Below are 20287 nucleotides of genomic sequence, written 5' to 3' on the forward strand. Positions count from 1 at the left end.
GTTCCTATGGCGAAACGAGTAATTGTAGTCAAGTCGGCGCTGATGCCACGGTTCTATCAGGACTTCCACTGTGTGATGGGGGCCTGCAAGGACAACTGCTGTGACGACAACTGGCGGATTGAATTCAACAAAAAGGACTACCTGACCGTCAAGCGGGCGGTCCAGGAGGCGGGGCTGGAGGAGGAGGCGCGGTGCGTGCGCCGGCTCCGGGAGCGGGAGCACGACGGCTATTATGCCGAGTTTACCGTGCGCGAGACCGGGCGGTGTACCTTCCACACCCCGGAGGGGCTGTGCCGCCTCCAGCTGGAGTGCGGGGCGGAGACCCTGCCCAGCGTGTGCCGGAACTTCCCCAGGCGGCAGATCTACACCATCGCGGGGCTGGAGCGGTCGCTGTCACCGGCCTGCGAGGGGGTCCTGGCCCTGCTTTGGGACCTGACTGAGGGCATCGATTTTGTGGAGGAGCCGCTGCCCAAGGCGGAGTGGCGGGACGGCGTTCCGATCTCCCCGGTGGCGGAGCGGTTTGGGGACATCCGCTCCCTGTGCATCGACGTGCTCCAGGAGCGGAGGCTGAAGCTGTCCCAGCGGATGCTGCTGCTGGGCCTGCTGCTCCAGCGCCTGCGGGACGCGGACTGGAAGGCTGCGGATACGGCCGGCCGGTGGCTGGAGCAGTCCGAGGCCCTGCTGCGGGACCCCGGCGCGGCGTCCGCTGCGCTGGTCCGTCTGCCCCGGCAGACGGGAATGTACCTCAGTGAAAATCTCCGGGTGCTGGTGGGCGCCTACTCCCAGAGCCAGAAGGAGCTGGTGGAGGAGCTGTGCGCCGCGGTCAGCGACGACTGCAGCCTCCTGGGGACAGGCAGCGTTCAGCTCGACCTGTCCCGCTATCAGGAGCTGGAGGGCAAGCTGGAGGAACTGCTGGGCCATTCGGAGCATTTCTTTGAAAATCTGATGGTCAACCTGGTGTTTTACACTACCTTCCCCAGTCTGGAATCCCCGGAAAACCTGTGGAACGAGTATGTGAACCTGTGCAATATGTACAGCTTTTACCGCTTCACCGCTGTCTGCGGCTGTCACAAGGAGGTCAGCCGGGAGCGGCTGTTCCATGTGCTGGTTCAGGCCAACCGGCGGCTGCTCCATAACCGGAGCAATCAGGCGCAGCTGCGGGATGAGCTGATCCAGAACAGCAGCACCTCGCTGGCGCACATGGCCATTCTGCTGGGCGGCTGAGCGCCCTGAGAAGGAAGACGCCTTTTACGGAGGGCGTCTTCTTTTGCATGCGGGTAAATATGCAGTATAATCGCATAAATATTCATTTTTGGTGAAAATATCTGGAAAAAACCGGCGAAAAAATGTATAGTCATGCAAAAATCCACTTGCAATCCAGGGGAAAGCGTGATAGACTGTCCCCATAAGACACGGAGAGGGTGGAGGTCCACCCTTTATCTGGAATTTTTGGAGGGAAACAAATCATGGCAGACGTAAAAAAGGTTGTTTTGGCATATTCCGGCGGTTTGGATACATCCATCATCATCCCCTGGCTGAAGGAGAACTACAACGATCCGGAGATCATCGCCGTCTCCGGCGACGTGGGCCAGGGCACCGAGCTGGACGGCCTGGAGGAGAAGGCCCTCAAGACCGGCGCCTCCAAGCTCTACGTGGAGGACCTGACCGACGAGATGGTGGATGAGGTGATCATCCCTTCCATGATGATGGGGGCCAAGTATGAGGACTATCTCCTGGGCACCGCCTTCGCCCGGCCCATCATTGCCCGGCGGCTGGTGGAGATCGCCAAGAAGGAGGGGGCCGACGCCATCTGCCACGGCTGCACCGGCAAGGGCAATGATCAGGTCCGCTTTGAGCTGGCCATCAAGCGGTTCGCCCCCGAGATGAAGATCATCGCCCCCTGGCGGGAGTGGGACATCAAGGGCCGGGACGAGGAGATCGACTACGCCGAGGCCCACAACGTCCCCCTGAAGATCAGCCGGGAGACCAACTACTCCAAGGACAAGAACCTGTGGCACCTGTCCCACGAGGGCCTGGACCTGGAGGACCCCGCCAACGAGCCCCAGTATGACAAGCCCGGCTTTTTGGAGATGGGCGTCTCCCCCGCCATGGCCCCCGATGAAGCCGCTTACGTCACCCTGGACTTTGAGAAGGGCTGGCCGGTGGCCATCAATGGGGAGAAGATGAAGGCCAGCGACATCATCCGCAGGCTCAACGACCTGGGCGGGAAGAACGGCATCGGCCTGCTGGACATCGTGGAAAACCGGCTGGTGGGCATGAAGGACCGGGGCGTATATGAGACTCCCGGCGGCACCATCCTCTACCGGGCCCACGAGGTGCTGGAGATGATCACCATCGACAAGGACACCAAGCACATGAAGAGTAAGCTGGCGGTGGACTTTGCCGACCTGGTGTACAACGGCAAGTGGTTCACCCCCCTGCGGGAGGCCCTCCAGGCCTTCGCGGTCAAGACCCAGGAGCACGTCACCGGCGCCGTAAAGCTGAAGCTCTACAAGGGCAACATCATTACCGCCTCGGTCACCTCCCCCGAGAGCCTGTATTCCGAGAATCTGGTCACCTTTGAGGAGAGCGACTACAACCAGGACGACGCCACCGGCTTCATCAACCTGTGGGGCCTGCCGGACACCGTCCAGGCGCTGCGGGAGCAGAGGAAGCTGTAAGCATCCGGCCCGCTCTGAGCGGAATAGCAGTAAGGAGCATACTGATGAAGATTTTGATGATTAACGGCAGCCCCAAGGCCAGGGGAAACACCGGCATCGCGCTGAGAGAGATGGAACAGGTCTTCGCCCAAGAGGGGATCGAGACTGAGCTGCTTCATATTGGGGGGCAGGATATCCGGGGCTGCATTGCCTGCGGCGGGTGCGCCGAAAAGGGCCGGTGCGTCTTTGACGACCTGGTGAATCAAACGGCGGCTAAATTTGAAGCCAGTGATGGCCTGGTGGTGGGCAGCCCGGTGTATTTTGCCTCGGCCAATGCCACTTTGGTGGCGTTCCTCACCCGGCTGTTTTACAGCACCCAGTTCGACAAAACCATGAAGGTGGGCGCCGCTGTGGCAGTGGCCCGGCGGGGCGGGCTGTCAGCCACCTTTGACGAGCTGAACAAATTCTTCACCATTTCCGGAATGCCTGTGGTTTCCAGCCAATACTGGAACAGCATCCACGGCCGTCTGCCCGGCGAGGCGGCGCAGGATGCGGAGGGCCTTCAGACCATGCGGACCCTGGCCCGGAACATGTCTTTCCTGATGAAGTCCATTCGGCTGGGGAAGGACGCGTTCGGGCTGCCTGAAAAGGAAGAACCTGTGCGGACCAATTTTATCCGTTAGGAATAAGGAGCGATACCTATGAAATTATGGGCCGGACGGTTTCAAAAGGAAACCGACACCCTTGTCAACGACTTTAACTCCTCCATTGGCTTCGACGCCCGGCTGTACCAGCAGGACATCGCCGGGTCCATCGCCCACGCCGAGATGCTGGGCCGGACCGGCATCATCGAGGCCCACGAGGCCGAGACCATCGTCACCGGGCTGAAGGCCATTCTGGCCGACATCGAGGCCGGTCAGGTGGAGTTTTCTCTGGAAAACGAGGACATCCACATGAACATCGAGGCCATGCTCACCGACCGGGTGGGCGAGGCCGGCAAGCGGCTGCACACCGCCCGGTCCCGGAACGATCAGGTGGCGGTGGACACCCGGCTGTATGTCCGCTCCGAGATCCCCGTCCTCATCACTCAGGTGCTGGACCTGGAGGAGGTGCTGGTGAAGAAGGCCAAGGCCAATCTGGAGACGGTCATGCCCGGCTACACCCACATGCAGCGGGCCCAGCCCACCACCTTCGGCCACTACATGATGGCCTACGCCAACATGTTCAAGCGGGACGTCACCCGTCTGGAGGACTGTCTGGCGCGGCTGGACGAATGCCCCCTGGGGGCGGGCGCCCTGGCCACCTCCACCTACCCGGTGGACCGCTTTCAGACCGCCGCCGCTCTGGGCTTCGCCAAGCCCACCGACAATTCCATGGATTCCGTCTCCGACCGGGACTACGCCATTGAGCTGCTGTCCGCCCTGTCCATCCTGATGATGCATCTGTCCCGGTTCTCCGAGGAGATCATCCTGTGGTGCTCCTGGGAGTTCAAGTTTGTGGACCTGGACGACGCCTACTCCACCGGCTCCTCCATCATGCCCCAGAAGAAGAACCCCGACGTGGCCGAGCTGGTCCGGGGCAAGACGGGCCGGGTGTACGGCGCGCTGGTCACCCTGCTCACCGTGATGAAAGCCCTCCCCCTGGCCTACAACAAGGATATGCAGGAGGACAAGGAGGCCACCTTCGACGCCATCGATACCGTGGAGCTGTGCCTGCCCGTCTTCGCCGCCATGGTGGACACCCTCACCGTCCGGTCCAAGGACATGGCCCGGGCGGCGGCGGGCGGCTTTATCAACGCCACCGACTGCGCCGACTATCTGGTGAAGAAGGGCCTGCCCTTCCGGGAGGCGTATATGATCGTGGGCCGTCTGGTCAACCTGTGCCTCAAGACGGGGGACACCCTGGACACCCTCACCCTCCGGGACTTCCGGGCCATCTCCGGCCTGTTCGACACCGACGTGTACCAGGCCCTGGCCCTGAAGACCTGCGTCAACGGCCGCAAGGTCTACGGCGGCCCCGCTAAGGAGAGCGTGGAGAAGCAGATCAGCCTGATCGAAGAATTTGTGGCCGCGCGGCGGTAAAGGAGAGACAACGATGTTCAACGAAATCACCGGCGGCGTGTGCGCCGCCCAGGGCTTCAAGGCGGGCGGCGTCCACTGCGGCGTGAAGGCCACCAGCAGCCCGGACAAAAACGACTTAGCCATGATTCTCTCCGAAAAGGAGTGTACCGCCGCCGGGGTGTATACCCTGAACCGGGTGAAGGCGGCCCCCATCTACGTGACCATGGACCACCTGGAGGACGGCACCGCCTGGGGCATCGTAGCCAACAGCGGCAACGCCAATGCCTGCTGTCCCGGCAGCCACGAGAACGCGGAGGCCATGTGCGCCGCCGCCGCCCAGGCCACCGGACGGGAGGCGGCGGACTTCGCCGTCTGCTCCACCGGAGTCATCGGCCAGACCATCAACATTGGAGCCATCCAGGCGGGGATGCCCGCCCTGGCGGCCTCCCTGTCTGATGACGGCTCTGATCTGGCCGCCGCCGCGATCATGACCACCGATACCGTGAAGAAGGAGCTGGCCGTCTCCTTCTCCGTGGGGGGCAGGGAGGTGCGCCTGGGGGCCATTGCCAAGGGCTCCGGCATGATCCACCCCAATATGGGCACCATGCTGTGCTTCATCACAACCGACTGCGCCATCACCCTGGAGCTGCTGGAGGACGCCCTGCGGGACACGGCCCAAAAGACCTTCAACCGGGTCACCGTGGACGGGGACACCTCCACCAACGACACCTGCGTCATCCTGGCCAACGGCATGGCGGGCAACCCCCTCATCGAGTGGAAGGACGAGGGCTACGCCGCCTTCAAGGAGGCGCTGGACCACGTCTGCCGCCAACTGGCGCGAAGCATCGCCGGAGACGGCGAGGGGGCCGGCAAGCTGGTCACCTGCAGGATAACCGGCGCCCGCAGCGAGGAGAGCGCCGAGCGCCTGGCCAAGGCGGTGGTGGGCTCCTCCCTGGTGAAGGCCGCCATGTGCGGCGCCGACGCCAACTGGGGCCGGGTTATGGCCGCCATGGGCTACTCCAAAGCCCCCTTCCGTCCCGAGCATGTGGACATCTCCTTTGCATCGGAGGCCGGGTCCGTTCTGGTCTGCCGGCAGGGGGACGGCGTCCCCTTTGACGAGGCCAAGGCCACGGAGATCCTGTCTCAGAAGGAGGCCGTCATTGCCGTCAACCTGAACGAGGGGGATGACTCCGCCGAGTGCTGGGGCTGTGATCTGACGGCGGAATACGTCCGCATCAACGGCGATTACCGCAGCTGAAACAAGATAGGAGGAACCGACTATGTCCTTCCAGGAGATCGACCGGGCCCAGGTGCTGGCTGAGGCCCTGCCCTATATCCAACGGTTTTCCGGCAAAACCATCATCGTCAAGTACGACAGCAGCGCGGTCCCCGGCGAGGCCCGGGACGCCGCCATTTCCGACATGATCCTGCTCTCCCTGGTGGGGGTGCGGGTGGTTCTGCTCCACAGCGGCCGGACGGAGATCGACGCCATGCTGGCCCGGCTGGGTCTGGAGTCCCGCTTTGAGGGCGGCCTGCGCTGCACCGGCGCGGAGATTATGCCGGTGGTGCAGCAGGTGCTGTGCGGCCAGGTGAACAAGGACCTGGTGGCCGCCATGAACCGGCTGGGCGGCAAGGCCGTGGGCCTGTGCGGCCTGGACGGCGGCCTGTTCCAGGCGCGGCAGCTGGACGAGCGGCATGGCCTGGTGGGCAGCGTGACCAAGGTGGACCCCTCCACCATCGCCGCCGCCCTGGACAGCGGCTGTATCCCCGTGGTGGCCCCCGTGGCCCAGGGGATGGACCAGATGGTGTCCTACAACGTGAACGCGGACACCGCCGCCGCCAAGCTGGCCGTGGCCTTGAAGGCGGAAAAGCTGATCCTCCTCACCGGGGTCCGGGGTCTGCTCCGGGACCCCGCGGACGAAGCTACCCTCATCCCCGAGCTGCAGCTGTCCTCCGTCCCCGCCCTGGTGCGGGAGGGGGTCATCTCCGGGGATATGATCCACCCGGTGGACTGCTGTGTCAACGCGGTCCGCTCCGGGGTCAAGTCCGCCGTCATCCTGGACGGCCGGGTGCCCCACTCCCTGCTCACCGAGCTGCTCACCGATGCCGGCGTGGGCACCATGCTCACCAATTAAGGAGGTCCTCTCCATGAAAAAAGACCTGCTCAAGCTGCTGGACCTGTCCAAGGAGGACATCGTGTCCATCCTGAATACGGCGGACCAGCTGAAATACGAGACCAAGCATAACATCCACAAGGACTACCTGAAGGGCAAGACCCTGGCCATGATTTTCGAGAAAAACTCCACCCGCACCCGGGTGTCCTTCGAAACGGGCATGTATCAGCTGGGGGGCCACGCCCTGTTTCTGTCCGGCAAGGAGAGCCAGATCGGCCGGGGGGAACCCATCGAGGACACCGCCCGGGTGCTGGACCGGTACTGCGACGGCATCATGATCCGCACCTTCGCCCAGGAGGAGGTGGAGCGGCTGGCCCAGTACACCCAGATCCCGGTGATCAACGGCCTGACCGACTTCTGCCACCCCTGCCAGGTGCTGGCCGACCTGCTCACCATTCGGGAGCACCGGGCGGCGCTGGAGGGCCTGAAGATGTGCTACATCGGGGACGGCAACAACATGGCCAACTCCCTGATCGTGGGCGGCCTGAAGATGGGGATGGAGGTGTCGGTGGCCTGTCCCGAGGGCTACGACCCCGACCAGCAGGTGCTGGACTTTGCCAAGGGCAGTCCGGAGCACAAGTTCTCCCTGTTCCGCACCCCCAAGGAGGCCGCCGCGGGCGCCGACGTGATGATCACCGACGTATGGGCCTCCATGGGCCAGGAGGAGGAGAAGGCGGTCCGGGTAAAAGCCTTCCAGGGCTACCAGATCAACGAGGAGCTGATGGCCCTGACCAACTCCGGCTGCATGGTGCAGCACTGCCTCCCCGCCCACCGGGGGGAGGAGATCACCGCCGGCGTCTTCGAGGCCCATGCGGAGGAGATCTTCGACGAGGCGGAAAACCGGCTCCACGCCCAGAAGGCGGTCATGTACCTGCTGATGAAGGAAGAGGAGCAGTAACGAATCAAAAAACAGACCTCCGGCACTGGGCCGGAGGTCTGTTTTTTTGCGCTATGGGCGGCCACAGTCCTCTGCCGTGGCCTCGGGCACGCTGTCGTAGTCCCACTGGTGGTCGGTAAGGGCCATAACGTCGCTGGTGACATTGAAGTAGCCATATACTGGTTCCCCATCCTGATTGATTCCGGGATTCAGGTCCCATGTGGGGTCAACGCAGTACCACTCCCCATTGAGCTTTACCATGTTCCAGGCGTGATTCTCGCGGTTCTGGAAGCCCGCCCCAGTGACGGTGATACATTCAATCCCTGCCATATCCATCAGCAGCCGGAAGGTCTCGGCGTAACCCAGGCAGACCCCCTTGCCCTCAATCAGCGGACCGTAGGGCTCGTAGGAGGTCCGGGGCGCGCCGCTTTTCTCGTAGTGCCGCTGGTCGTAGCTGACAGTTCCGGTAAGCCAGACGTACAGGGCATATTCTTTGTCGTAGTCGGTCATCCCTGGGGCGACCTGCCCGGCAAACACCGCCTCCGCCGCTTTCAGGACCGCCTTGTCCTCCTTGGACAGGCCGGAGTCGTCCCCGCTCTCCCATGCGGCCAGGATGTCCGAATTGTCAAAGAGGGTCATGTCGTCGGTCTGAGGGTCGGTGTAGATATAGCGCCCGTCAGGTCGCTTTTCCGGCTCAGGGCGGAGAAAATCCGGGACTCCCTCAGCGAAGATGCCGTCGCCGTAGCAGCGCTCAAAGGCGCTCTGGGCGTCGGGGACATTTTCGCAGATGAGCAGGGCCACCTCCTGGCCGCAGGTGAGGACCTTGCCGTTCTCCACCAAAGCGGCCTGCTCAGGGGCATAGCCGGTAAAGGCCCCCTGCCGGTCCAGCAGATGCTCCTGGAAGGCTTGTACAACCGTATCCTGGTTGCTCTTCGGCACCGAGAGCACAGCCAGTTCAAAGGCTCTGACTCCTTCCATGCGGACGATGGCCGCGTCATACCAGTCCAGGTCCTCCAGACCGTAGAAATCAGAGAGGAGGGTATTCATCTCCTCGTCGCTGTGGTATTCCTCCTCCTCGCCAAATCCCTGCTGCTGCGCTCCGGCGTAGAGATACCAGCGGAACAGGCCGTCGTCCTCCCAACATTCAGAGGTACAGGCCCACATGACCCGGGCAATCACCTCGCAGGGCTGAGTGGTGGTCTCATTTTCCTTTTTTCCGCACCCCGGCAGCAGCAGGACCAGGGCCAGCAGCAGAGAAAGGCGCCGTCTCATGGAAGCCCCCGGATGTCTTCTATCAGCGCGTCCACATCCGCGTCCGTGGTGGACCAGGAGGTGCAGAACCGGACGGCGGTGTGGGCCTGGTCCACCTTCTCCCAGACCTCAAAGGAGTATTTGCTCTTCAGGACTGACACCCCGCCGTTGGTCAGCACGGGGAACTGCTGGTTGGTGGGGGAGTCCACAAAGAGGGGACAGCCCTTGGCCTGGAAGGCGTCCCGGATGCGCAGAGCCTGGGCCACCTCCTTTTGGCCAATTTCCAGGAACAGCCCGTCGGTGAGGAAGGCTTCAAACTGGACCCCCAGCAGCCGGCCCTTGGCCAGCATCCCGCCGTGCTGCTTGATAAGATAGCGGAAATCGTGGTTTAGATTGGGGTTGGGGATGACCACCGCTTCCCCGAAGAGTAGCCCCGCTTTGGTGCCCCCCAGGTAGAACGCGTCGCACAGCCGGGCCAGGTCGGGCAGGGTGATGTCAGATGCTGCCAGGCCGGCCGCCAGCCGGGCTCCGTCCACAAACAGGGGCAGCCGCCACCGTTTGCAGGTCTCATGGATGGCCTCCAGCTCCGCCAGGGTGTACACCGTCCCCAGCTCGGTGGGGTGGGAGAGGTACACCATTCCCGGCTGGACCGTGTGCTCCCAGGCCGGGTTGGTGTGGTGAGCCTCGCAGTAGTCGTGAATCTGTTGGGCGGTAATTTTGCCCTCCGAGGCGGGCAGGGCCAGCACCTTGTGGCCGGCGGCCTCGATGGCCCCGGTCTCATGGGTGTTGATATGGCCCGTCTCGGCGCACAGCGCCCCTTGATGGGGGCGCAGCGCGGCGGAGATGATGGTGGCGTTGGCCTGAGTGCCGCCTACCAGGAAGTGGACCCCGGCCTCGGGGGCCTGACACAGCTCCCGGAGCATGGCCCGGGCCCGTTCGCAGTGGAGGTCCACTCCGTAGCCGGGACAGGCTTCATCGTTGGTGTTCACCAGGGCCTCCAGAATTTTTGGGTGGGCCCCGGTGGTGTAGTCGCATTCAAACCGGATCATATTCGGCCTCCTTACCGCAGCTTGGCTCCGCACTCGCTCTCCAGAGCGGCCAGGATGGACTTCACATCCTCGTCCGCCTCCTCGGAGGTGAGAGAGCGGTCGTCCGCCCGGAGGACCAGGTTGAAGGCGACGGACTTTTTGCCCTCGTCGATGCCCTTGCCCCGGTAGATGTCGAAGAGGGAGACCTCCTTCAGCAGACCCTTGGCCCCCCTGCGGATGGCCTTCTCCAGCGCGCCCACCGTGACGGCCTCATCACACACCACGGCGATGTCCCGGGTGACGGAGGGGAACCTGGGCAGGGGGACGTACTCCGGGTCGGCGCCCATGGCGTGATGGTACAGGGAATCGAAACTCAACTCGGCGCAGTACAGCTCCCCGTCCACACCAAAATTTTTCGCCACGTTGGGGTGAATCTGGCCCATTACACCCACCTGATTGGTGCCGCACCAAATTGTGGCAAAGCGGCCAGGATGGTAAGAGCCGTCGGAGGGGGCCCCCAGGGAGCCCTCGAAGTGGATGTCCTCGGCCCGGATACCGTTCAGAATGGCCTCTGCTGTCCCTTTCAAATCGTAGAAGTCAAAGCCCTCGCCGTAAGCCCCAAGGGTGAGTATCTTGGCCTCGCTGGCCAGACCGTCCTCCCTGCCGGGGAGATAGACCCGGCCCAGCTCATACAGGCGCGCGTCCTTGTTCCGGTAGTTGTAGTTCCGGGCGAGAATGTCCAGCATGGAGGGCAGGGTAGTGGTGCGCATGATGGAGGTGTCCTCCCCCAGGGGGTTCAGGATTTTGAAGGACTTCCTGTGGAAGTCGTTCTCCGGCCAGCCGATTTTGTCGTACCAGGTGGGGGAGATGAAGGAGTAGGTGATGATCTCGTCATAGCCGCAGGCGCGGCAGACGGAGCCCAGGGTCCGCTCCAGCTTCTGCTCGGGGGAGTAGCCCCCCAGGGTGGTCTGGCCCTTCATCAGGGTGGTGGGGATGTTGTTGTAGCCGTAGAACCGGGCCACCTCCTCGGCCAGGTCGGCCATCTCCTTCACGTCGCCCCGCCAGGAGGGGACTTCCACCACACCCCGCTCCTTTGTGGTGGTAAAGCCCAGCTTCTGGAGGATGGTGTACATCACATTTTCCGACACGTCGGTGCCTAGCAGGGCGTTGATCTTGCCCGGCTCCACCTTCAGAACGGTGGGCTGGGGGACGTAGTTCAGAATGTCGATCACCCCGTCCAGCACCTGGCCGGCCCCCAGCAGCTCCACCAGCTCGCAGGCCCGGTTGACGGCGGGGAGGGTGTTGAGGATATCCAGCCCCTTCTCAAACTTGGCGGAGGCTTCGGTGCGCATGCCCAGGGCCAGGGCGGTCTTGCGGATGGTGGTGCCGTCGAAGTTGGCGGACTCGAAGACCACGTCCACTGTGTCCTCCACAATCTCGGAGTTGAGCCCGCCCATGATGCCGGCCAGACCCACCGCCCGGGTGTCGTCAGCGATGACCAGCATGTTGGAATTCAGCTTGCGGACGTTTCCGTCCAGGGTGGTCAGCTCCTCCCCGTCCTGGGCCCGGCGGACCACAATCTTGCCGCCCTTCACATAGCGGTAGTCGAAGGCGTGCATGGGCTGGCCGTACTCCAGCATGACGTAGTTGGTGATATCCACGATGTTGTTGATGGGCCGCACCCCCATGGCCCGCAGACGCTCCCGCATCCATTTGGGGGAGGGGCCGATCTTCACATTCCGCACCATCCGGGCGGTGTACCGGGGGCACAGCTCCGGGTCGGGGGTCTCCACATCCAGCAGCTCGGGGAGGACGCCTTCCCCGCCCCCCTTGACCTCCGGAGTGTGGAAGCGGCAGGGCTTGTTGAAGGTGGCCGCCGCCTCCCGGGCCAGACCGATGACGGACAGGCAGTCGGGCCGGTTGGGGGTGATCTCAAACTCAACGACATGGTCGTCCAGGCCGGTGACGGCCTTGATGTCATCCCCAGGCTTGCAGTCCTCCTGGAGGACGAAGATGCCGTCGGGGATGCAGTGGGGGAACTCCCGCTGCTCAGCGTGGAGGTCGGCCAGAGTGCAGATGGTGCGGGTCTTGGTGTTGAAGGCCACCAGATCCATGGAGTGGATGTTCTGGCAGACGGTCTCCACAGTGGTGCCCATAGGGGTCCCGTTCTCCGCCCAAACCAGGGCTGCCGACCAGCGGCCGTCCCCCAGGGACTTCACTTCACCCGCTCCCGCAGCCACCACAGAGCCGAAAATCTTGTGACCCAGCTCGATCTCCGCCGGGATGGAGGGCTTGTCCGGGTCGATAGGGTGGTAGTCGTTCAGGAGGGCAGCGGCGGTGATGACGCCATAGGGGAAGTCACGCTCGTCCAGGCCCAGCTCGGACAGGGAGCACAGCATGCCGTTGGACAGCACCCCCCGCAGCTTGCCCTTCTCAATCTTCTTGCCGCCGGGCAGGGTGGACTTGTGGAGGGCCACAGGGACCAGGTCGCCCACATGGATGTTCCACGCCCCGGTGACGATCTGGACCGGCTCCTTTTTGCCCACGTCCAGCTGGCACACCCACATGTGGTCGGAATTCTCGTGGCGTTCCATGGACAGGATGCGTCCCACCACCACGTTGGAAATTTCCCCGCCCATGTCGTGGGTCAGCTCCACCTTGGAGCCGGAGAGGGTCATGGCCTCGGCGAAGTCCCGGTCGCCGGCGTCGATCTCAACAAACTCGTTGAGCCATTTTCTGCTTAAATTCATATCTACAAACTCCTCTTGCAAGCGTTAATTTATCAAAAAACGGAAAAGTTCTTTCGGCTCCTTTCTTTCAAGAAAGGAGCGCCCGCCCGGCGAGGGCCGGGGTATGGGGCGGAGCCCCATCAGAACTGCTCCAAAAACCGCACGTCGTTCTCGAAAATCAGCCGCAGGTCGGCGATCTTGAACCGGCGCATGGCGGTGCGCTCCAGGCCCATGCCGAAGGCCCAGCCCGACCACTCCTCGGGGTCGATGTTGGCCATGCGCAGCACGTTGGGGTGGATCATCCCCGCGCCCAGCAGCTCGATCCAGCCCTCGCCCTTGCAGGTGGGGCAGCCAACGCCGCCGCACTTGTGGCATTGCACGTCCATCTCGCAGGAGGGCTCGGTGAAGGGGAAGTGGTGGGGCCGGAACCGGGTGACGGTGCCCTTTCCGAACAGCTCCTCGGCCAGCAGGTTCAGGGTGCCCTTCAGGTCGGCCATGGTGATGTGCTTGTCGATGACCATCCCCTCCACCTGGTGGAACATGGGGGAATGGGTGGCGTCGATCTCGTCCTTGCGGTAGACCCGGCCGGGGGCGATGATGCGGATGGGCAGGGGCATGGAGTCCATGGCCCGCACCTGCATGGGGGAGGTCTGGGACCGGAGCATCACCCGGGCGTCCCGGTCGAAGTAGAAGGAGTCCGACCAGTCCCGGGAGGGGTGGCCCTCCTCGGCGTTGAGGCGGTCGAAGTTCAGCTCGGCCAGCTCGATTTCGGGGCCGTCCAGCACGGTGAAGCCCATGCCCACAAAGATGTCCTTGATCTCGTCCAGGGCGCGGTACATGGGGTGCTTGTGGCCCTGCCTGGCCGCTTTGCCGGGGACGGTGACGTCGATGGCCTCGGCCTTCAGCCGGGCTTCCAGGGCGGAGGCGGCCAGCTTTTGGGCGGTGGATTCGATGGCCTCCTCCAGGGCGGCGCGGACCTCGTTGGCCAGGGCCCCCATGGCGGGCCGCTCCTCGGCGGACAGCTTGCCCATCTGCTTGAGGACGGCGGTGAGCTCCCCCTTTTTGCCCAGGTACTTCACCCGCAGCTCGTCCAGAGCGGCGGGGTCTGCGGCTTTGGTGATCGTCTCCAGCGCTTCGCGTTCGATTTTCGCTAACTGTTCTTTCATCGGTAAAACTCCTTCTTTTGGATTGGTGGCGGGGTCAATCGGGGAGGATGTCCCCCACGGGGACTCCCATGGACACATTGCAGCGGTTCAGGCTGTACAGCCCCTTGGAGAGGTCGGAGGCTCCGTGCTTGGTGGTGAGGGTGATGGCGAAGTGGTCCTGGATAAACCCGGCGGCCCAGGACTCCTTCAGGCCATTGGGGTAGGCGAAGAGGAGGGGGGGACTGCCCAGGTTCTCCTCTATCCGGTCGATGCTGGTCTGGAGGTCGGGGAAGAGCCGGGCCTCGTAGTCCTCCCGGCTCTCGCCCCAGCGGCGCTTGATGCCGTGCTCCTCCTCGTCGTGGGAGGCGTAGGTGTGGGAGCCGAACTCCACCAGTCCGGAGCTGGACATCTCCCGGCACATGTCCCAGGTGAGGAAGCCGGGGACCTCCTCCTGGGTGTACTTGACGATGAGGGAGATCACCGCCTTGGCCTGGTACTCCTGAAGGAGGGGGTAGGCCAGGGCGTAGTTGCTGTCGTACCCATCGTCAAAGGTGAGCATGACCGCCCTCTGGGGCAGAGGCTCCCCGGCGGCCAGCTGGCTGGGCAGGACGGTGACATAGCCGTGGCTGTCCAGCCACTCCAGGTCCTCCCGCAGGCGGACGTCGGTGAGCATCCAGTTGTTGCAGGGCACTCCCTCGGGGACAAAGTGGTGGTACATCAGCACGTACAGCTTGGTGTTGGGCGGGTCCGGATCGGCGTCCGGCTCCGGGGCGGGGGTGAGAACCGCGGGCGGCTCCGGCGGCGGCTGAGGGAGCTGCTCCGGCAGGGAACCGGCGCGGGGACCGATCAGTGTGCTGAAGAGGAATAAAAAGGTGGATATCAGCCATTTCAAGGGAAACACCCCCATGCTTCAAATAAAAACGCCCTCCGTCCCCAGTGCTGGGACGAAAGGCAATCCTTCCGCGGTACCACCCGCATTCGCGCCTGCGGCGCGCGCTTGACCTCCGGTAACGGCGGAGGGGCCGTCCCCCTCTCGGGGGCCGCTCCCGGGCGAACCAAGCGGGCTGGACTCCGGGGCGGCTTTCAGCCGGCGGCCGCCCCTCTCTGCGGAGTGTTTCCCGCTATTTTCCCGTTCAACGCATTTTCCGGCCGCTGAATGCGGCGTTCCCTACATTTATATCACAAATCATCTTGTAATGCAAGAGGAAAAGGGGTATAATTTTGGAAAACGGACCATCTGAAAAACCGTCAGAACTGCGGGGGAATTAATCTGGACAAAAAAGGTACTCTATGTTACAATGAGAAAAACAGAAAGGAACATCCAACATCATGAGAACACGCGCCCTTTCGCTGCTGCTGTCCCTGGCCACCGCAGCTGCGCTGTCCGGCCTTGCCTGCGGGGCGGAGGAGGCCGGGGTCCCTCCCGGCGCCAGGCTCGGAGAGGTCCGCGCCACCGAGATCGTCACCTATGTAGACGGCTGTCCCATCCCCTCGGTCAACGTTGACGGGAACATGGCCATCGCGGTGGAGGACCTGGCGGACTACGGCTTCTCCGTCCGCTGGGACCCGGAGGCCGGCATCCTCTATGCGGATTCCGTCCGGCGGCCGGAGACGCCCCCGAACTACGTCCCCGTCCCCTGTGAAATGCCGGGTGAGGTCCTGGGCAGCGTCTGCGCCAGCGGCATCCGGGTGTACGTGAACGGGCTGCCCGTCCCCGCCTTTCACCTGGACGGGCGGATGATGGTCACCCTGCGGGACCTGGCCGGGGACAACACCAACAACTTCTGGCGGACCAACCCCAACCGGCACATCGGCTACTCCAACCTGGGCTTCCGCCTGGAGTGGGACCCGGATACCTCCACCAGCCGCCTGGACGCCCTACACATTGGGGACGCCCTGGAAATAGATGGCACAGAATATCCCATTGTGGAGTTTTTGACCGGCGCCTTTCAGGAGGGCGGCGCCAATCCGGTGATCTATCAGGACGGGGAAGAACTGGACACCGGCCTGTTTGGCAGCCGGAGGGACCGCTATCTCAGCGAGACGACCTTCCAGCTCCTGCTGGAGGACTATTCCTGGTCCTTTGAGGAGGGCGCGGTCCGCCTCCGCCTGCCGGATACCATCCCGGACCGCTTCTTTGTGGGCGGGGAGTATGCGCAGCAGACCCAGTACCCCGACCGGCGGGGGGTCGCCATAGGCGTGTCCAAGGACCGCTGGGGCGCGGCTCTGCCGGTGGTGGCCGTCCCCGTCCTTGTGGAGCGGAACGGGACCACGGAGGAGTGTCAGGTCAACGCCTGCGTATGGGCCTGCAGCCTCAGCGATCGCGGTGCCTTCTCCTGGCTTTCCTTCGACTGGGAGCTGTTTGAGATTGTTGGGCTGCCAATGATTGAGACGGCCCCATAACACCAACACGATAAAAGATTAGGGAGGTTTCCCCATGCTTGAACTGCGGCATATCCGCTACGACGTAGAGCAGGACGGCGACAACAAGGGCATCCTGCACGATATTGATCTGACCATCAGCGAACGCTTTGTGGCCATCACCGGTCCCAACGGCGGCGGCAAGTCCACCCTGGCCAAGGTGATCGCCGGCATCCTCACCCCTACCCAGGGCAGTATCCTCTTCAACGGGGAGGACATCACCGGGCTGTCCATCACCGAGCGGGCCCGGAAGGGGATCAGCTTCGCCTTCCAGCAGCCGGTGCGCTTCAAGGGGCTGACGGTAAAGGACCTGATCACCCTGGCCAGCGGCAAGGACATCGGGGTGCCCGAGGCGTGCAGCTATCTGTCCGAGGTGGGGCTGTGCGCCAAGGACTACATCGACCGGGAGGTGGACGCCTCCCTGTCGGGCGGGGAGCTGAAGCGCATCGAGATCGCCACCATCATGGCCCGGGGGACGGCCCTGTCCGTCTTTGACGAGCCGGAGGCGGGCATCGACCTGTGGTCCTTTACCAACTTGATCCAGGTCTTTGAGCAGCTGCACAAGAAGATCAACGGCTCCATCCTGATTATCTCCCACCAGGAGCGGATTTTGAACATTGCGGACCGGATCATCGTCCTGGCCGACGGCCGGGTGGTCAACGACGGTCCCCGGAAGGACGTGCTGCCCACCCTGCTGGGGGGCGCGCCCGGCGTGTGTTCCGCGCTGACGGACAAGGTTAAATAAGGAGAAAATAATTATGGACGCAATTCAGAAGAGTTTATTGGAGCAGGTGGCCGGGCTCCACGAGGTCCCCGAGGGGGCCTACAACATCCGGGCCAACGGCCAGAAGGCCGGACGGAACACCACCGCCAACATCGACATCGTCACCAAAACCGACAAGGATGGCATCGACATCATCATCAAGCCGGGTACCAAACACGAATCGGTCCACATCCCGGTGGTGCTGAGCATGAGCGGCCTGAAGGATATGGTGTACAACGACTTCTTCATCGGTGAGGACAGCGACGTGACCATCATCGCCGGCTGCGGCATCCACAACTGCGGGGTGCAGAGCTCGGAGCACTCGGGCATCCATACCTTCCACGTGGGCAAAAATGCCCGGGTGCGCTATGTGGAAAAGCACTACGGCGAGGGGGACGGCTCCGGCGAGAACATTATGAACCCCACCACCGTGGTGGAGATGGAGGAGGGGGGCTACATGGAGATGGAGACCACCCAGATCAAGGGGGTGGACTCCACCGTCCGTACCACCACCGCCAAGCTGGGTCCCAACGCCACCCTCATCATCAAGGAGAAGGTGATGACCCACGGGAAGCAGCTGGCCAAGTCCGACTTCACTGTGGACCTGGACGGCGAGGGCTGCCACACCAACGTCATTTCCCGCTCCGTGGCCCGGGACCAGTCCAAACAGATTTTCCTGGCTCGGATCAACGGCAACGCCGCCTGCTACGGCCATTCCGAGTGCGACGCCATCATCATGGACGAGGGGGTGGTGTCCGCCATTCCCGAGGTCACCGCCAACTGCCTGGACGCCCAGCTGGTCCACGAGGCCGCCATCGGCAAGATCGCCGGGGAGCAGCTCACCAAGCTCATGACCCTGGGCCTGACCGAAAAGGAGGCCGAGGAACAGATCGTCAACGGGTTTTTGAAGTAATGGGCCATCAGATTCAAGCCGTTATCGGCAAGCGGGAGGCCATCCAAGTTTTCGCGGACTGCTGGGTACAGGCCCGAGTGGTGGACCTGCCCCAGGACTGCGCTTTGGTCTATCTCACGGACGCTCTTTTTGACGATATCACCGAGCTGTTTGACGAGCCGGATCGGGAGCTGCCTTCCCCCTTGGCCCTGTTTACCTCCGCCATCCGCTGGGCTCTGGAGGGGGCCGCCCGCCCTGGCCCCCTGGCCTATATTGAGACCGACTACGCTGGTGGAGTTGGCACCCAGGCCGGGGTGCTGCTGGAGCGGGGGAAGGTGGTCTTGGGGCCCGTCGAGGGAGAAAGAACTGTCAACCGCCTGCTGAACGCCATCGGCGTGTGGCACAGGCCCGGCGAGGACGAGTTCGACGCCCTGGGCCTGGGGCGTTACCGCCATATGCCACTGTAGGGACGCATCATGATGCGTCAGTCTGTGAGCCAAGGAGAAGCCGTCGTGGAATTTTATGCTGGAGAGGAGTTTTTGCTGTGCTGCCCTTAGCCACCGCCGCCCAAATGAAGGAGCTGGACCGCCGGGCCATTGAGGAGCGGGGGGTGTCCTCCCTGGAGCTGATGGAGCACGCCGCCCGGGCCGTGGCAGACACGGTGTGGGAGCTGCTCCACCCGGAGGAGGACGGTTTCAGCCCTGTCCTCAGCAGCGTTTCCTCCATGATCGTCATGCGCAAAAAGGACGGCCCGCCCCCTACTGACGAGGAGGAGCGTCAGGCAGAGGAGCTGCGGGAGATCATTGAGGGGAAAAACACCGACCCCACCCCCCGGATTGCGGTGTTCTGCGGTCCGGGCAACAACGGCGGGGACGGGGTTGCCTGCGCCCGTTTGCTGATGGAACAGGGCGGTTGCCGCGTCCGGGCCTTCTTCGTGGGGGACCGGGCCAAAATGACCCCGGACGAAACGGCCATGGAGGACAGGCTCACTGCCGCCGGGGGCCGTCTGGAGGATTTTTCCGTAGACATGACCGACCGCTCCACCCTGGAGGCCACCATGGACTGCGAACAGCAGAAAATCCTCGCCTGGCTTTCCACCTGCGACGTGATGGTGGACGCCCTCTTTGGCATCGGGCTGAAGCGCCCGGTGGAGGGGGTGTTCCGCACCGCCGTGCTGCAGATGCAGAGCCGGATGAACTGTCCGGTGGTGGCCTGCGACGTCCCCTCCGGGGTGAACGCCGACACCGGCGAGGTGCTGGGGGAGGCGGTTCAGGCCAAGGTAACGGTCACCTTCACCCGGGGCAAGCCGGGGCTGTACTCCGGTCCGGGAGCCGGGCGGGCCGGGGAGGCCCGCATTGTGGATATCGGCATCCCCCATGACCTAGAATACCAGATGTTCCGGGCGCTGCCCCGGCTGGAGGTCATGCACCAGCCGGACAGCCAGCTCCCGCTCCGCCCCCGGAACGCCCACAAGGGGGACTTTGGCAAGCTGTTCATCCTGGCCGGGTCGGAGGGCTGCACCGGCGCCCCCGTTCTGGCGGCCCGGGCCGCTCTGCGCACCGGGGCGGGGCTGGTGTACTTAGGGGTTCCCCAGGAAATCTACCCCATCGTGGCCGTCAAGTGCGACGAGGCCATGCCCTTCCCCCTGCCGGAGGACTACTCCGCCATTTTGGAGCGGGCAGGAGGCTGCGACGCCGCCCTGATCGGCCCCGGTTTGGGGCGCAGTCCCAGGGTGAAGCAGCTGGTGCTGTCCCTGCTAACTGATTTGGACCTTCCGGTGGTGCTGGACGCCGATGGCATAAACGCCTTGGCGGGGCATATAGATGTACTGGACAGGCGGAGAGCCCCCACCGTCCTCACCCCCCACGAGGGGGAATTTTCCAGGCTGACGGGGTGCGCTCTGCCGGTGAAGGACCGGCTGTCCGCCGCCCGGGATTTTTCCAGGGACCACGGCTGCGTGCTGGTCCTCAAGGGCCAGGGCACCGTCACCGCCGCTCCCGACGGCTCCGCCTGTATCAACGCCACCGGCAACCCCGGCATGGCCAAGGGCGGTTCCGGGGACGTGCTGGCGGGGATGATTGCCGCCCTGCTGGGACAGAAGCACCTGCGTCAGGAGCGGGACAACACCCCGGAGCTGGCGGCTGCCGCCGTCTGTTTCCACGGTCTGGCCGGCGACCTGTGCGCCCGGAACTTCGGGGAGTACGCCATGTTGCCCGCCGATGTCATTGAGGCACTGCCCCAGGTCCTGCGGCAGTGGTGCGAACGCTAAGAAAACGGAGGTAACGCT

Annotated in this window: 17 protein-coding genes; 12 read left to right on the forward strand and 5 right to left on the reverse strand. The window is 63.6% G+C overall.

Translation table 11 applies throughout. The features are described from left to right. The first annotated feature begins 6 nt into the window (after nt 1-6). The 7 genes from fliB (at nt 7) to argF (ending at nt 7792) form a co-directional block, all read left to right on the forward strand. Nucleotides 7-1224 (forward strand): flagellin lysine-N-methylase, encoded by a 1218-nt coding sequence (gene fliB / locus VV088_RS21010; RefSeq protein WP_334602604.1) that lies wholly within the window; start codon nt 7-9, stop codon nt 1222-1224. Nucleotides 1225-1466: 242 nt separating this feature from the next. Beyond that, nucleotides 1467-2681 (forward strand): argininosuccinate synthase, encoded by a 1215-nt coding sequence (locus VV088_RS21015; protein WP_334602605.1) that lies wholly within the window; start codon nt 1467-1469, stop codon nt 2679-2681. Between the two features lie 44 nt (nt 2682-2725). Next, complete coding sequence (locus VV088_RS21020) at nt 2726-3343, forward strand: flavodoxin family protein (protein ID WP_334602606.1); 618 nt, start codon at nt 2726-2728, stop codon at nt 3341-3343. An 18-nt stretch (nt 3344-3361) separates the two neighbouring features. After that, nucleotides 3362-4741 (forward strand): argininosuccinate lyase, encoded by a 1380-nt coding sequence (gene argH / locus VV088_RS21025; protein ID WP_334602608.1) that lies wholly within the window; start codon nt 3362-3364, stop codon nt 4739-4741. Nucleotides 4742-4754: 13 nt separating this feature from the next. Beyond that, complete coding sequence (argJ, locus tag VV088_RS21030; protein WP_334602609.1) at nt 4755-5978, forward strand: bifunctional glutamate N-acetyltransferase/amino-acid acetyltransferase ArgJ; 1224 nt, start codon at nt 4755-4757, stop codon at nt 5976-5978. A gap of 22 nt (nt 5979-6000) precedes the next feature. Further along, complete coding sequence (argB, locus tag VV088_RS21035; RefSeq protein ID WP_334602610.1) at nt 6001-6855, forward strand: acetylglutamate kinase; 855 nt, start codon at nt 6001-6003, stop codon at nt 6853-6855. Between the two features lie 13 nt (nt 6856-6868). Next, entirely contained in the window at nt 6869-7792 is a 924-nt protein-coding gene (gene argF, locus VV088_RS21040; protein ID WP_334602611.1) for an ornithine carbamoyltransferase, read from the forward strand. 51 nt (nt 7793-7843) lie between these two features. Here the strand turns inward: argF and VV088_RS21045 are convergent, their stop codons facing one another. The 5 genes from VV088_RS21045 to VV088_RS21065 form a co-directional block, all read right to left on the reverse strand. Then, the gene (locus VV088_RS21045; protein WP_334602612.1) at nt 7844-9043 is read right to left on the reverse strand and encodes a transglutaminase domain-containing protein; all 1200 of its coding nucleotides are present in this window, start codon (nt 9041-9043) and stop codon (nt 7844-7846) included. After that, nucleotides 9040-10071: a threonine aldolase family protein gene (locus VV088_RS21050; RefSeq protein WP_334602613.1), complete on the reverse strand. Its 1032-nt coding sequence runs from the start codon at nt 10069-10071 to the stop codon at nt 9040-9042. The genes VV088_RS21045 and VV088_RS21050 overlap by 4 nt, the downstream gene beginning before the upstream one ends. 11 nt (nt 10072-10082) lie before the next feature. Then, the gene (gene pheT / locus VV088_RS21055) at nt 10083-12800 is read right to left on the reverse strand and encodes a phenylalanine--tRNA ligase subunit beta (RefSeq protein WP_334602614.1); all 2718 of its coding nucleotides are present in this window, start codon (nt 12798-12800) and stop codon (nt 10083-10085) included. Nucleotides 12801-12919: 119 nt separating this feature from the next. Continuing rightward, nucleotides 12920-13945: a phenylalanine--tRNA ligase subunit alpha gene (locus tag VV088_RS21060; protein WP_334602615.1), complete on the reverse strand. Its 1026-nt coding sequence runs from the start codon at nt 13943-13945 to the stop codon at nt 12920-12922. A gap of 34 nt (nt 13946-13979) precedes the next feature. Next, a complete protein-coding gene (locus VV088_RS21065; RefSeq protein ID WP_334602616.1) occupies nt 13980-14816 on the reverse strand; it encodes a polysaccharide deacetylase family protein in 837 nt (278 codons plus the stop codon). A gap of 437 nt (nt 14817-15253) precedes the next feature. Between VV088_RS21065 and VV088_RS21070 the strand changes: the two genes are divergently transcribed. From VV088_RS21070 to VV088_RS21090, 5 genes are all read left to right on the forward strand, one after another. After that, a complete protein-coding gene (locus VV088_RS21070; protein WP_334602617.1) occupies nt 15254-16327 on the forward strand; it encodes a hypothetical protein in 1074 nt (357 codons plus the stop codon). 34 nt (nt 16328-16361) lie between these two features. Next, nucleotides 16362-17090 (forward strand): ABC transporter ATP-binding protein, encoded by a 729-nt coding sequence (locus tag VV088_RS21075; protein ID WP_334602618.1) that lies wholly within the window; start codon nt 16362-16364, stop codon nt 17088-17090. A gap of 13 nt (nt 17091-17103) precedes the next feature. Further along, on the forward strand, nt 17104-18021 hold the full coding sequence (locus VV088_RS21080) for a SufB/SufD family protein (protein WP_334602619.1): 918 nt from the start codon (nt 17104-17106) through the stop codon (nt 18019-18021). Continuing rightward, nucleotides 18021-18467 carry a hypothetical protein gene (locus tag VV088_RS21085; protein ID WP_334602620.1) on the forward strand — a complete coding sequence of 149 codons (447 nt, stop codon included), beginning with the start codon at nt 18021-18023 and terminating at the stop codon, nt 18465-18467. The genes VV088_RS21080 and VV088_RS21085 overlap by 1 nt, the downstream gene beginning before the upstream one ends. A gap of 77 nt (nt 18468-18544) precedes the next feature. Continuing rightward, nucleotides 18545-20269, forward strand: a complete 1725-nt coding sequence (locus VV088_RS21090) for an NAD(P)H-hydrate dehydratase (protein WP_334602621.1) — start codon at nt 18545-18547, stop codon at nt 20267-20269. The last annotated feature ends 18 nt before the right edge of the window (nt 20270-20287 follow it).

The organism is Lawsonibacter sp. JLR.KK007, from assembly GCF_036941135.1.
In the GTDB taxonomy this organism is placed as follows: domain Bacteria; phylum Bacillota; class Clostridia; order Oscillospirales; family Oscillospiraceae; genus Lawsonibacter.

Coding starts and splice junctions, on each gene's coding strand:
- fliB (WP_334602604.1), top strand. CDS start 7: ATGGCGAAACGAGTAATTGTAGTCAAGTCGGCGCTGATGCCACGGTTC.
- VV088_RS21015 (WP_334602605.1), top strand. CDS start 1,467: ATGGCAGACGTAAAAAAGGTTGTTTTGGCATATTCCGGCGGTTTGGAT.
- VV088_RS21020 (WP_334602606.1), top strand. CDS start 2,726: ATGAAGATTTTGATGATTAACGGCAGCCCCAAGGCCAGGGGAAACACC.
- argH (WP_334602608.1), top strand. CDS start 3,362: ATGAAATTATGGGCCGGACGGTTTCAAAAGGAAACCGACACCCTTGTC.
- argJ (WP_334602609.1), top strand. CDS start 4,755: ATGTTCAACGAAATCACCGGCGGCGTGTGCGCCGCCCAGGGCTTCAAG.
- argB (WP_334602610.1), top strand. CDS start 6,001: ATGTCCTTCCAGGAGATCGACCGGGCCCAGGTGCTGGCTGAGGCCCTG.
- argF (WP_334602611.1), top strand. CDS start 6,869: ATGAAAAAAGACCTGCTCAAGCTGCTGGACCTGTCCAAGGAGGACATC.
- VV088_RS21045 (WP_334602612.1), bottom strand. CDS start 9,043: ATGAGACGGCGCCTTTCTCTGCTGCTGGCCCTGGTCCTGCTGCTGCCG.
- VV088_RS21050 (WP_334602613.1), bottom strand. CDS start 10,071: ATGATCCGGTTTGAATGCGACTACACCACCGGGGCCCACCCAAAAATT.
- pheT (WP_334602614.1), bottom strand. CDS start 12,800: ATGAATTTAAGCAGAAAATGGCTCAACGAGTTTGTTGAGATCGACGCC.
- VV088_RS21060 (WP_334602615.1), bottom strand. CDS start 13,945: ATGAAAGAACAGTTAGCGAAAATCGAACGCGAAGCGCTGGAGACGATC.
- VV088_RS21070 (WP_334602617.1), top strand. CDS start 15,254: ATGAGAACACGCGCCCTTTCGCTGCTGCTGTCCCTGGCCACCGCAGCT.
- VV088_RS21075 (WP_334602618.1), top strand. CDS start 16,362: ATGCTTGAACTGCGGCATATCCGCTACGACGTAGAGCAGGACGGCGAC.
- VV088_RS21080 (WP_334602619.1), top strand. CDS start 17,104: ATGGACGCAATTCAGAAGAGTTTATTGGAGCAGGTGGCCGGGCTCCAC.
- VV088_RS21085 (WP_334602620.1), top strand. CDS start 18,021: ATGGGCCATCAGATTCAAGCCGTTATCGGCAAGCGGGAGGCCATCCAA.